The sequence below is a fragment of the Sphingobacterium psychroaquaticum genome (genome assembly GCF_900177625.1).
GTDB lineage: Bacteria > Bacteroidota > Bacteroidia > Sphingobacteriales > Sphingobacteriaceae > Sphingobacterium > Sphingobacterium psychroaquaticum.
Genome location: NZ_FXAU01000004.1, coordinates 39,808 through 53,312, shown reverse-complemented (window position 1 = coordinate 53,312; position 13,505 = coordinate 39,808). Strand labels below are relative to the sequence as shown.

The 13,505-nt window shown below is 40.2% G+C and carries 8 protein-coding genes; 3 read left to right on the top strand and 5 right to left on the bottom strand.

Going from position 1 to position 13,505, the window contains the following annotated elements; genetic code table 11:
* Positions 1-393: 393 nt before the first annotated feature.
* Genes B9Y69_RS11400 through B9Y69_RS11390 form a run of 3 tightly spaced genes read right to left on the bottom strand, consistent with a single transcriptional unit; the run spans position 394 to position 6,546 of the window.
* Entirely contained in the window at positions 394-1,986 is a 1,593-nt protein-coding gene (locus B9Y69_RS11400; protein WP_085473101.1) for a SusD/RagB family nutrient-binding outer membrane lipoprotein, read from the bottom strand.
* 12 nt (positions 1,987-1,998) lie between these two features.
* Positions 1,999-5,415 (bottom strand): SusC/RagA family TonB-linked outer membrane protein, encoded by a 3,417-nt coding sequence (locus tag B9Y69_RS11395; protein ID WP_085473100.1) that lies wholly within the window; start codon positions 5,413-5,415, stop codon positions 1,999-2,001.
* Between the two features lie 12 nt (positions 5,416-5,427).
* Positions 5,428-6,546 (bottom strand): ROK family protein, encoded by a 1,119-nt coding sequence (locus B9Y69_RS11390; protein ID WP_085473099.1) that lies wholly within the window; start codon positions 6,544-6,546, stop codon positions 5,428-5,430.
* 232 nt (positions 6,547-6,778) lie between these two features.
* Here B9Y69_RS11390 and B9Y69_RS11385 point away from each other — a divergent pair, with 232 nt between their 5' ends.
* The 3 genes from B9Y69_RS11385 (at position 6,779) to pnp (ending at position 10,797) form a co-directional block, all read left to right on the top strand.
* A complete protein-coding gene (locus B9Y69_RS11385) occupies positions 6,779-7,990 on the top strand; it encodes an acyltransferase family protein (RefSeq protein ID WP_085473098.1) in 1,212 nt (403 codons plus the stop codon).
* A 185-nt stretch (positions 7,991-8,175) separates the two neighbouring features.
* Entirely contained in the window at positions 8,176-8,454 is a 279-nt protein-coding gene (rpsO, locus tag B9Y69_RS11380; protein ID WP_085473097.1) for a 30S ribosomal protein S15, read from the top strand.
* 162 nt (positions 8,455-8,616) lie between these two features.
* Positions 8,617-10,797, top strand: coding sequence for a polyribonucleotide nucleotidyltransferase (gene pnp, locus B9Y69_RS11375; RefSeq protein ID WP_085473096.1), 2,181 nt, complete (start codon positions 8,617-8,619; stop codon positions 10,795-10,797).
* A gap of 58 nt (positions 10,798-10,855) precedes the next feature.
* Here the strand turns inward: pnp and B9Y69_RS11370 are convergent, their stop codons facing one another.
* Both B9Y69_RS11370 and B9Y69_RS11365 read right to left on the bottom strand, forming a co-directional pair.
* Positions 10,856-11,182: a DUF493 domain-containing protein gene (locus B9Y69_RS11370; protein WP_085473095.1), complete on the bottom strand. Its 327-nt coding sequence runs from the start codon at positions 11,180-11,182 to the stop codon at positions 10,856-10,858.
* 76 nt (positions 11,183-11,258) lie between these two features.
* A complete protein-coding gene (locus B9Y69_RS11365; RefSeq protein ID WP_085473094.1) occupies positions 11,259-13,499 on the bottom strand; it encodes a GH92 family glycosyl hydrolase in 2,241 nt (746 codons plus the stop codon).
* Positions 13,500-13,505 lie beyond the last annotated feature (6 nt).

The following is a 13,505-nucleotide window of genomic DNA, read 5'->3' as shown; positions in this document are numbered from 1 at the left end:
TCTTATAAAAATGGATTTAGCTTATTAGGTGCTATAGAAAAAAAGAAATAATTCATTTCTAGATCGTGATTAGTCAATCGTTTTAGCACGTTAATAATCTGTTACTCTTAATTCGTTAGTATTACCAAATACACCTATTCTTTTTATTAAAAAGTGATTTTAGTGTTACTAAATTATATATTAACGTATTAACCTGCAAACTCTTTTTAAAATAATTTTAAACTTTATATTTCTTTTTAAAATATAGATTAAATTTTTAAAAAGTATTTAGGGATTGATTCCATTTTTGGTATTACAGAATTATCCTTAAATCTAAATTTAGGCTTGTTAAGGGAGTAATTAACGCAAAAGAGGAGGCCTGTTGTGCCTCCTCTTCTTTGTTTCTAATTAACGTTATGGTTGAATCCATATTTTTTTGCTATTCAGATCTGAACTTCCCGTTTCTGCTTTCCAATTTTCATTGTTATAGCTTTGTTCATTATCCGGATATCGGAAGCGATTTAATGAACCATATGTATTGGTGTAGTTTGATACATTCACGGTTGCCATCGGTGTTTTTCCACCGGTACGACGCAACAGTGTCCAGCTGTCAAAAGGTTGTCTGTATTGATCGATCCACATTTGCGCATAAATCTTGAGCAAAGAGTTGGTTGGATCTCCAACGACGTAAGCCACTTTCGTATTCTGTAGTACATTGTTCAATTCTTGTGTACTCAAATTTTCTGCAGTAGGTTTGTCCTGTACCCATTTTGATGTATTGAACGCAACCTTTTTCCACATCGTTAGCGATGACTCTACTCCCTTTTCGTACTCCGCTTTAGCGGTCGCTTGATTGGTGGTAACGCCCAAGCCTCTATTATAAGCTTCTGCTTTCAGAAAATATACTTGCGCTGCGGTAAGAATCAGCTCAGGAATATATTCAATATCATTAGCAAAGTTTAAATTAAATGCGGAGTAATGGTTTCCACCTTTATTATTCCAATTGCCACTATTATTTCTAACCTTCACATCATAGGGTGTACCTATTTCGACGATTGGGTTTTGATTCTGGGGAATTGGAGCCCATAGATCTGTACCATTGGTTTCAAAAAAGAGCCTTGCACGGAGATCGAAAATACCTGATCCATCTGTACTGTTGTTATCGGAGAGTAAATTCCACATGGTACTACCAAGCCTTAAGTTACAGTCTTGTACAAAAGACCATTGGCGCCACTGAAATTGAAGTCCTGGAATTTGTGCAGGCCATAGTCCGACATCATCTCCTTTTTCTAACAAGGGTTTCGCGAGAGATTCAACGATTTGAGGCCCTGCCAAGGTTGGATTTTTATGATGCATGGTGATGGCCACTTGTAGTCGAAGACTATTTGCAAATTTAATCCATTTTGTAATATCTCCTTTAAAGAATGTATCATATGCACCCGGAGAATACTGTCCCGCCGCTGTACTGAAATTGTCTACAGCCCATTTTAGGTCCGTTAAGATCGCCGTGTATATATCTTCTTGTTTGTCATAACTAACTTTGTAACCTGCCGGATCTTTTGCTGGCGCAAAACCTGCTTTGCTGTATGGAATATTACCAAAGTAATTCGTCGTTTTGAATGTTCGGTACGCCATAAGCGTTTTGATCATCGCATGAAGATTATTCTTAGAGGCCGGAACCGGATCTGTTGCTATACGCGTTTCCAACAGCCTGTAACTCGCCAATGCTTGATAATATGTTTCCCACAGTCCATCTCTAGCGTTATCAAAGTTGTAATGATGACTTCCGGCGACTACACCTTGTTGCGTAATCGGATAAATCCAGGAATTAATAACTGAATATTCCCCTGCCGTCATCGGTAGAGAGCTAATAATTCCATTCAATAGCTCCTCGTTAGATGCGGTTACCGGATCTTTGGGGGGCGTATTGATTTCTACGAAATCTTTGGTACATCCAACTAGGCTATAGCAAAGGATTCCTATATAGATTAAATGTTTTCTTTTCATCTTGTTCAATTTTTAAAATCTAACTTTTAGCGATAGTCCATATTCTCTTGTGCCCGGGTATTGCGCCCATTGTATACCTTGTGCATTACCAATACCGTTGATTGCTTCTGGATTTAATTTGTTTGGTAAGGTGGTGAAGATGTAGAATAGGTTACGACCAATAAGGGATACATCGAGATTTTGAATAAAACCTGTTCTGTCTAGCACTTTACCTGGAACAGAATAGGTGAAAGTCAGTTCCCGTAATTTTGCCCAAGAATTTGTGAATATTGCATTGCTGCGCGGCATTGGTACATTCGACCAAGCCCCATACTGACCGCTATATTTATAGATATAATGTACGACATCTTTGTTTGGTGTTCCATCAGCATAGACACCGTCTAGTATCACGCCATGATTTGCTGTTGTTCCGTCAGGATAAGTGTACGAAAGTCCATTTCCATCTCTTTCGTAGAGTGTTTCCGGTGCCATACCATTGGCCATCGAAGCAGCGTAGTCTGCAGAATAGATCTGACCACCTATTCTGAAATCAGTCAAGAAATAAAGGCTCATTCTTTTATAACGAAATGTATTTGCTAAACCTCCCGTTAATTTAGGCATAGCATTTCCGATAGGCACTAAATCTTTTGTCGTAACGTAACGAGAGCCAACAACTTTACCGTTTACCGGATCGCTCTTCTCACGAATAGGCTCTACCACTTTCTTCCCGTTTACATAGGTGTAGTCGTATCCATATATTGTTCCATATTCTTCGCCCGCTTTCACATACATTCTAACGCCGTTATTTCCCCATAGATCCTGTAATGGGAATATGTCGATGCCATCCGCTAATGATATTACTTTATTTTTGTTGTGTGCTCCGTTCAATACGATATCCCAATTAAAGTTTTCATTGCGAATTGGCGATCCTTTAACAATAAACTCAAAACCTTTATTGCTAAGTTCTCCCGTGTTGAATTTTACGGATTTTGCGCCCGAGGAACCAGCCAATGAGCTGGATAATATTTGGTCTTTGCTACGCGTAGAATAATAAGTTAGCTCCAATCCCAGTCTGTTTTGAAAAAATCCAAGTTCAAGACCAAATTCTTGTGATGTATTTCTTTGCGGTTTTAATTCGTCTGCTGGTGGAAGCTCATCCTTATAACTTCTGACAGGCATACCTCCAAAAGTAGAAGGTTCTTGGCCATTGATGTAATTAGAAATAATATAAGGACTATACGTATAGTAGGCAAGATAAGGATCGGTACCATTTGCACTACCGGCGTAGGACGCTTTCAACTTACCAAAATTAAACCAATCCGTTTTTAATCCTTGAAAAGCGTCTGTGAAGACAAAACTTAAGCTAGTGGAAGGATAGAAATAGGAAGCATTCTTAAGCGGCAAGGTTGATGACCAGTCATTTCTTCCTGTAACCTGAAGGAATAAGAAGTTTTTATATGAAAGATCTAAGATACCAAAGACCGAATTGATGTTGTAATCGGCTCTATTTTCAATAGGCAGAGATTGAAGTCCTTGGTAAGAGGTATTTGCTAAATAATATTTATTAGGAACGATCCATGGATAATTACTGGATTGACCATAGGTTGCATCTTTTTCACCACTATTCCATGCACTAACGTTATGCATTCTACTGCGAAGTGAACTAGCACCTAGGAGTAGGCTTCCTGAAAAATCGCTATCAAAAAGTCTATCTTTATGTAGGGTACCAAAAGCTTCTAGGTTCACATCTTGGTTTTTAATTGTTTCTAGTCCATACTGTCCTTGGAGGCCTGCGGCATCGGTAGGTGTGTATTTACTCTCCACCGTTGTGTTGGCATTTACTAAAGAGGCACGTCCGGTCAAGTTCAACCAGTCTGTTACTTCCGCAGTAAGTTTAGCGGTACCTAAGAGTTGGTTTCGTTTCATGTACTGGTTTTGTTCCAATAAATGCCAGAATAGATGCTGATTGTAATTGTTTTGATACGGGTATGCTCCAATAGCGGATAAACCTACCAGGTTAGCTTTGCTTCCATCTTCATTTTTGTACATATCGAATTCTATAGGACGATATTCTCGGGACATATTATAAATAGAAAAGGTACCCCAACTAAAGTCTTGGCCGAGGTCAGGCGCATTTTTTCTATTATAATCGTTGTAACTCACAGAAATTTCGGATTTAAGTCTCTTTGAGATATTTACATTAGACCCTAAACTGAAATTATTTTGTTGGTAATCGCTATTTTTTAAGATAGCTGTATTGTCTAATCTAGTGTAACCAAAACGGATGCTACCAAAATCTCCACTTTTGCTGAAAGAAGCATTATGTGTACTGGTGTTTCCAGTTCTATAGAATGCTTTTCTGTTATCAGGTTGTGGTTCCCACTTTCGAACCTCACCATCCCACCATACAATCTCTTGTCCTTCTAATTTAGGACCCCATGAAACACCACGACCGAACCAACTAAATAACTCATATGCTTGATATCCGCCAGGGATGTCGGCATAAAGATCAACCCAAGGGTCAGGGAAACGATCTTTTCCGGTATCTGTTTTACGGAAGGTTTTATTGGCACTCCACATGTCGCGGGCTAATCCCATCCCGTATGAATTTTGAACCTCTGAAAACCTAAATGGATCAGAAAACAGCGTGCTGAAGTTATAGTCAATTCCTAAGCCTTTTCTGTTTTCACCCTTTTTCGTTGTAATCAAGATAACACCGTTTGCGCCACGGGAACCGTAAAGAGCCGCTGCCGTAGCACCTTTCAGTACAGAAACTTCTTGGATGTCATCAGGATTTAGGGAGTTCATAAAAGAACCCCAATCTTTTTGGTTCTCAAGACTTTCTTTGCCAACACTGGACTGTTGTCCACCAAGAGGGCTATTATCTATTTGGATACCGTCCACAACAATGAGCGCCTGGTTGTTTCCAAGGATACTATTGTTACCCCGAATAACGACCCGTTGGGAATTACCCTGTACACCGTTAGAGCTGGTTATATTTAATCCGGCAGATTTTCCCATCAAACCGGATGTTAGGTCTGGAGGTGATGCTTTCATAATTTCATCAGCACTTACTTTTTGTGCGGAGTAACCCAATGATTTAGCGTCTCGTTTGATACCCATGGCTGTCACAATAACTTCGTCAATGGTTCCCTCATTAGCCGATAGTTGCACATCAATTGTCTTCGTGTCGCCTACCAGGACTTCTTTTGAAGCATATCCAATCATGGTAAAGCGTAATCTCTCTCCTTTGGCTACTTGTAGCGTAAAGCTACCGGTTGCATCAGTTTGTGTAGATCTTGTAGTTCCTACTACAGAGATGGTTGCGCCCGAAAGAGGAACGCTAGCGTCTGTTACTCTCCCGGTAACAGATTGCTGTGCAAATAACGTTGAAATGCTGAGCAGCATAAGCAGCGTTAAGGTGCAACAATGTTTGTAAATCTTGCTCATTGTTTTTGTTTATTAATTGATGGTTAGTGTTTGTTTGGTTATCCAACCTATTTGCTGTACAGCGAAGCAAGTTGAAGCCAATAATTGAATGTTCTTAATTGTCGATATTTCTATGGTTGTATTTTTAGATAATCTCGGTATGCAGTATTCTTGAATTGAAGATTGGATCTGCGGGTGCAAGGTTTCACCAAATATCGCACCACGACCACTAATAATGATTTTTTCAGGATTCATAATGTGAATCAGTGTGGATATTCCCTTGCCAAGCATATGCGCAATTTTGCGTATGGATTTGATCGTTACCTGATCACCTTTATTATATGCTTCTACTATTTTGTCGAATGTAAGGTTATTGATGTCAAGGTCCATGGTCTCCAGAACAGATCGTTCCCCAGTTTGTATTGCATTTTTAATTTCTTCCACGGCGCAAAATAGGGACGCTTCCACCTCAAGACAGCCTTTTTTTCCACAGGAGCACAATTTGTTTTCGTTAGCGAGCGGGATGTGACTAAACTCACCCGCGAATCCGCTATGACCTTTGAAGAGTTGATTTTGAATTATCATGCCTAGTCCTACGCCCCAGTTTAGGTTGATAATCAAGGCTTCACTTATTTTTTTTGCCAAGCCAAACTCTTTTTCGGCAATAGCAATAGCAGTGGAATCATTTTCTAGAAATGTCGGTATCGTAAATCTGTTTTCTACATTTGCTCGCAAATTGTGTAGTGGGGAGGACGGACTGTAGGAGTTATTTACGCCTGTTTCTGTATCAACAAACCCTGGCATTGTAATCCCGATGGCTAATATTTGTTTGTCTTCAATTTGAGATAGGGTATTGCGTACAAGTGCGATAATCGTTTCGTAGGTCTCTCCATCAGTTTGTCCTGAAATGGCTGCCTCTAATCGGGCAGTAATACGCTTATTGATTATATTGAAGCTTGTAACGTATACAAAATATTGATCTATAGCGATAGCAATGATGAGGCCGTGGGCTTCTACATTTAACATGTAATTCGTCGCCCGGCGTCCACCGGTCGATGGCCGTAATCCGTTGACAACTACCTTTTGCTCTGAAATAAGTTCATTAACTGTCTTAGTAATCAATGGAACACTCTTGCCAATTGTCTCACTCATTTCCGCAATCGATTGTGTACTCGAAAAGTACAGCGACTTTAATATCGATGATTTTAGGTTTTCCACGATAATATGATTAGTTATAGTAATGTAAATATCGTGTTAATTTTCAGTAACTTCCAAATACTTTTTAATTTTTTTAATAAGTTCGGTTTTGTTATTATTTGTGCGTTTTCTTGCAACATGTTGGTTATTTTTCATAGTTTCGATATATATTTAACCTATATATGGTATGAAGCAACGTTATTATTCACTGGATGTATTTCGAGGCGCTACGGTCGCTTTGATGATTATGGTCAATAATCCAGGTACTTGGGCGCATATGTTTGCCCCACTCAAACATGCACCTTGGCACGGTTGTACACCCACAGATTTGGTGTTTCCATTCTTCCTTTTTGCCGTTGGAAACGCGATGTCATTTGTTATTCCACGATTACAAGATGCGGGAGATAGCATGTTTTGGAAGAAAGTCGTCAAACGTACGATATTGATATTTGCTATTGGACTGTTTTTGAACTGGTGGCCTTTTGTGCAATGGGTCGGAGATAGCCTGCATTTTAAGGAATGGGTGAATGCCGAGAACCCAGAAAAAGGGATCCGGATATTCGGAGTACTTCAGCGTATTGCAGTTGCATACTTCTTTGCATCAGTATTGGCGTATTATTTTTCGCCTAAACGGTTAATATATATTTCTGCGGTGTTGCTATTGGGATACTGGGGACTCTGTGCTTTCCTGGGTGGAAGCGATCCTTACTCGTTGGAAGGATGGTTTGGTACTGCCATTGATAAACAGATTTTAGGTGTTGCCCACATGTATAAAGGAGAAGGGGTGCCTTTTGATCCCGAAGGTTTGATGAGTACCCTACCGGCAATAGTACAAGTTGTATTTGGATATTTAGCAGGTGTGTTTATTAAAAAACAGGGACAGGTGGATTGGTTATGGACAAAAGTACCGGCTTCTGCGGAGCCACATTTCAAGCTGCTTTCTGGTTTGTTTGTAACAGGATTTATCTTGGTGGTTTTGGCCTGGACGTGGTCGTTAGGCTTTCCAATCAATAAGAAAATATGGACCAGTTCCTATGTCTTATATACGACAGGACTGGGGATCATGACGATCGGAGGTATGATTTGGTTTATCGAGGTTCAAGGAGTCAAGAATGCCGTGACGAAGTTTTTTGATGTATTTGGTAAAAATCCTCTTTTTATTTTCGTGCTTAGTGGTCTGCTTCCTCGCTTCTTAGGGTTGTTTCGAATTCCGAATGGTATGGCGGAAGATGGAACAGCTAAGTATACGACGGCTTTGACTTGGTTTTATAACAATGTATGTGCGCAGATCCCGGGGCCACCAGAGGTTGGTTCTTTTGTCTATTCATTGTGTTTCTTAGCGGTGATGTGGGCTATCTGTTATGCACTAGATAAAAAAGGAATTTATGTTAAAGTGTAGTCGTACTTAGTTGGTAGTGTATAGTCCGTAGTAATGAGTGTATAGTATTGAGTTTATAGTATGTAATACTAAGTATTGAATGCACGTTACTTGGTACTCTATACTTAGTGCTTTGTACTCTGTACTATTTTACCTACCTTTGCAGGCAATTAATTTATTTTTAACACTTCAATATTATTCAAGAGATGTATTTAAGTAAAGAGTACAAAGCTGGTATCTTCGCAGAATTTGCAGGTGCAGCAGCAAACACTGGTTCTGCTGAAGGACAAGTAGCTTTATTCACTAAAAGAATTGCTCACTTAACAGAGCATTTGAAAAAAAACAGAAAAGATTTTAACACACAGCGTTCTCTACAAATGTTAGTAGGTAAACGTCGTTCATTATTAGCTTACCTGTACAAAAAAGATATCAACCGTTACCGTGCTATTATTAAGGCATTAGGTTTACGTGATATCATCAAATAAGCTTTTAGGAAACTAACAAAGAGGCCATTTACTTTCGTAAATGGCTTTTTTTTTTGATGTCCGTTTATCGTATAAATTTATTTACCTTTGTGTGATTTTAAAGGTCATAAAACTTGGTGCATTTAATTACAAAGACGAAACATGCACCGCAATTAAGAAACAATGAGTTATAACGAAAAAAAAGTTACAATTGATCTTGGTGGTAATTTAGCCCCAATCGAATTGTCTACAGGTAAGTTAGCGAAACAAGCTGATGGAGCCGTAGTATTGAAACAAGGCGATACGATGCTATTAGCAACAGTTGTATCTGCTAAAGAGGCAAAATCAGGTGTTGATTTCTTGCCTTTATCTGTAGATTATCAAGAGAAATATGCGGCGACAGGCCGTATTCCTGGTGGATTTTTACGCCGTGAGGCTAGATTGTCTGACTACGAGGTTTTGATCTCTCGTTTGGTAGACCGTGCATTACGTCCTTTATTCCCTGAAAACTATCACGCAGATACGCAGGTGGCAATCAGCTTGATCTCTGCGGATAAAGATATTATGCCTGATGCATTAGCTGGTTTAGCAGCATCGGCAGCAATCGCTGTTTCCGATATCCCTTTCAACGGACCAATTTCAGAAGTTCGCGTAGCGAAAATTGACGGTCAGTTGGTGATTAATCCGAAGTTGTCTGAGCTTGAAAAAGCAACCCTAGAATTTATTGTTGCCGGTTCTGCACAAGATATCGGCATGGTGGAAGGTGAAGCAAAAGAAATCTCTGAAGCGGAGATGGTAGAAGCGATCGCTTTTGCACACGAAGCAATTAAAAAACAAGTTGCAGCACAGCTTGAATTAGCAAAATTAGTAGGTTCAGAGACTAAGCGTGAGTTTAACCACGAGCCGGAAGATCTAGAATTGAGAGCTTCAATTTTTGCAGCGACATACGATCAAGTATATGCAGTTGCTAAATCAGCATCGGCAAAGCACGATCGTTCGGAGCGTTTTGCTGAAATTGCAGCAGCTTACAGAGCGACAATGCCGGAAGAAATCGATGACGATACAGCATTCTTGTTCAAAAAATATTTCCATGATGTGCAGTATGATGCTGTACGTAACTTAGTGTTGGATGAAGGCATGCGTTTAGATGGTCGTGATGTACGTACGGTACGTCCGATTTGGTCTGAAGTAGATTACTTACCAGCGGCACACGGTTCCGCAGTATTTACACGTGGTGAAACGCAAGCGTTGACTTCGGTAACCTTAGGTGCTAAGGATGATGAGCAAATGATTGATGGCGCATTTATCAATGGCTACAACAAATTTATTTTGCACTATAACTTCCCGGCATTCTCTACAGGTGAGGTAAGACCAAACCGTGGTCCAGGTCGTCGTGAGGTGGGGCATGGTAACTTGGCAATGCGTTCATTGAAACAAGTTTTACCTGCTGACGCAGAAAATCCATACACAATCCGTGTTGTTTCGGATATCTTGGAATCGAATGGTTCTTCGTCTATGGCAACTGTTTGTGCAGGTACATTGGCATTATTAGATGCGGGTGTTAAATTAAAAGCACCAGTTTCAGGTATTGCTATGGGATTGATCTCTGATGAGAAAACTGGAAAATATGCGATTTTATCTGATATCTTAGGTGATGAAGATCACTTGGGTGATATGGACTTCAAAGTAACAGGTACTGAAAAAGGTATTGTTGCTTGTCAGATGGACTTAAAAATAAACGGTTTGAAATGGGAAGTGCTTACACAAGCATTAGACCAAGCGCGTGAAGCACGTTTACATATCTTAGGTGAGATGCAGAAAACTATTGCTGTTCCACGTGAAGACTACAAACCACACGCTCCTCGTATTATCTCCTTGACAATCGATAAAGAATTTATCGGTGCTGTAATTGGCCCTGGTGGTAAAATTATTCAAGAGATGCAACGCGAAACGGGTTCAACTATTTCTATCGAAGAGGTGGATGGTAAAGGTATCGTACAGGTGTTTGCTGATAACAAAGAGTCGATCGACGCTGCAGTATCACGTATCCGTGCTATCGTTGCTAAACCAGAGGTTGGTGAAGTATATGAAGGTAAAGTTAAATCGATCATGGCATTTGGTGCTTTCGTAGAAATCATGCCTGGTAAAGATGGTTTATTACATATTTCTGAAATCGACTGGAAACGTCTTGAAACAATGGACGGCGTGTTGAAAGAAGGCGATATGGTAACGGTGAAATTATTAGATGTGGATAAGCAAGGAAAAATGAAGCTTTCTCGTAAGGCTTTATTGCCACGCCCTCCACGTGAAGATAAACCGAAACAAGATCAAAATGCAGGAACTCCTGATGCGCCACAAGCGTAATCTTGATTCGATCATAAAACAAAAAAAACGCTGTCATTTTGACAGCGTTTTTTTTGTTTTATAGCATCATTACTGATTCTATTTTTGATACTTCTTTGTAGTAGTTAATCACATCCTCGGCGTTGTTTACAAAAGTTTCTACCGTAATGGATTTGTATTTTCCTCCAGCGGATTCTTTTTCCGAAAATTTTGAACTCGGATGTTCGAAGATCGCCTTTACTTGCTCTATTTTCTCTAAATCAGCCTTTAGAATAAATTTAAAGGTGTATAATGATGGAAATTGTTCCACAGCGTTAAGTTTTTCCCTGAAGGTATCATAGAAATCTTGCGGCGTGTTCTGGTCGTCTCCTAAATCCTGAATGTTAATGTTGTTGAAATCTGTCATTTTTTATTCTCCTTACTAGAACTAATCAATAACTATTCCCAAAAAATAAAAGCGACTTTTCGTCGCTTTTATTTTTTTAATTCTCCATGGAGGTGGGCCAAATATCTCGGCTACTTCCGAATTTTTTGTTGGGTTTGTCTGACATCTCAAAAACAAGTTCGCCGCCTTTTAACATATCTGCATGCGTAATAAATGTTTTATTATATACTTTTCCGTTCAGCTTAGCCGATTTAATATATACCTGCTTCGGGCCATTGTTGCGTGCGGTAATTGTAAATTGCTTGCCATTAGGCATGGCTATAGTCGATTTATCGAGGGTTGGGCTACCAAACACATATTCGCCACCGACCGGGGATACGGGGTACAATCCCATCATAGACCATACGGCCCACGCACTCATCTGTCCAGCATCTTCATTGCCCGCATAGCCGTCTGGGCGATCATGGTACATGGAATCGACAATCATACGTACTTTTTCTTGCGTCTTCCAGGCCTCTCCGATATAACTGTACATATAAGCGATGTGATGGCTGGGTTCATTACCATGGGCATATTGGCCAATAAAACCACTTGCATCGGGTGATTGGTTTTCTCCGGTCATATAGGATGGTGCCGTAAATAAGGTATCTAACATGGCACTTAAGCCATTTTTCTTTGGAAATAGCTTGGCCAATCCGCGAATGTCGTGCGGGACAAAGAATGCGTGTTGCCATGCGTTGCCTTCAATGTATTGGCTCTTATCGAAATCATGTTCTGAATAAAATGGATCAAAAGGTTCTACAAATTGACCATTCTTATATTTGGCGCGCATAAAGCCCGTTGTCGGGTCAAAAAGATGGGTGTAATTTTTGGCTCGTTTGGTAAACAAGGTATAGTCCGCTGTTTTGCCCAGTTTTTCAGCGACCAATGAAATACAGTAATCATCGAACGCATATTCTAATGTCTTAGTTACACTGCCTCCATTTACATCTTGTGGAACATATCCGTACTCATTGTATGCCGGCACCTCGCGAATAGTTTGAAAAGCACTCTTACGCATCGCTTCATAGGCCCGTTCAGCGTCTACGCCTGGCCAGTCTTTTAAGATGGCATCTGCTAGTACAGGAATCGCATGGTAACCTGTCATCGTGTTGGTCTCAAAAGTGCTGAGATCCCAAACAGGCAATAAGCCATTTTCATCATAGAATGCAAGCATGCTATTTAGAAAGTCTGTATGTCGATCAGGTTGTGTGATGGTGAAAAGTGGTTTCAACGCACGAAAGGTGTCCCATAAAGAGAAGAAGGTATACCTTTGTCCTTGATTGGTCATGCGGTGTGTTTCTCCTTTGTAGTTTTTATAGACTCCATCAGCGTCTGAATATAACGTGGGAGCTACCGCTGTATGATAAAGCGCGGAGTAAAATATGGTTTTTAGTCGTTCATCACGGCTTTCAATTTTGATTTTACCCAGCTCATTTTCCCAGGCTATATTCGAATTTTTCTGTGTGTCTTCAAAATTCCATGACGGTATCTCAGATAATGCGAGGAGTGCCTTATCATGACTAGTCGTTGATAAAGCTACTTTCAGCAATAGATTTTCTGTATTGTTGAATGCTATTTGTCCGATGACGCCCTGCGCTTGTAAAGTTTGTACTTCTTGCTGAGACGTTGATACTGCGGTAAAATTATCTATAGGTTTAGATGTTCGGATTGCAAAATAGATATGTTGTTTACCGGCCCATCCCGAAGATTCGCGAAGACCTACGAGTGTGGAATCATTGATACGGGTTAAATAGCTGTTTGTCGGTTTATCCCAATTGTATTGATGTTTAAGGTCAATTTGGACGACTGCTTTAGGTGTGTTTTTGGGGAAAGTATAGCGATGGAAGCCTACGCGCTCCGTTGACGTTAGCTCTACCTGTATACCATTCTCGAGCTGTACGCGGTAGTAACCCGCGCTTGCTTTTTCGTCTTTACGATCAAATTTTTGTTTGATATCTGCTTTTGGATTATCATTTATTTTAAGCATCGGCATCAATGCAATGTCGAGCCAATCTCCAATTCCCGTTCCGCTGAGATGCATATGGCTGAATCCGGCAATACTATCTGAGGATATATGATATCCACTAACCCAGTCCCAACCACCTTTTCCATTGTCTGGTGAGAGTTGCACTAATGCAAAAGGTCGTGTAGATCCAGGATACGTGTGTCCATGTCCGCCCGTTCCAATCAGTGGATCCACATATTTGGTGAGCTGTTGCCCGCTGGATAGGAGTGGGGTTGCTATATTCAGTGCCGTCAGAAGCATGGCTGTCCCCCACGCTGTTTTATGAATCATAGATTT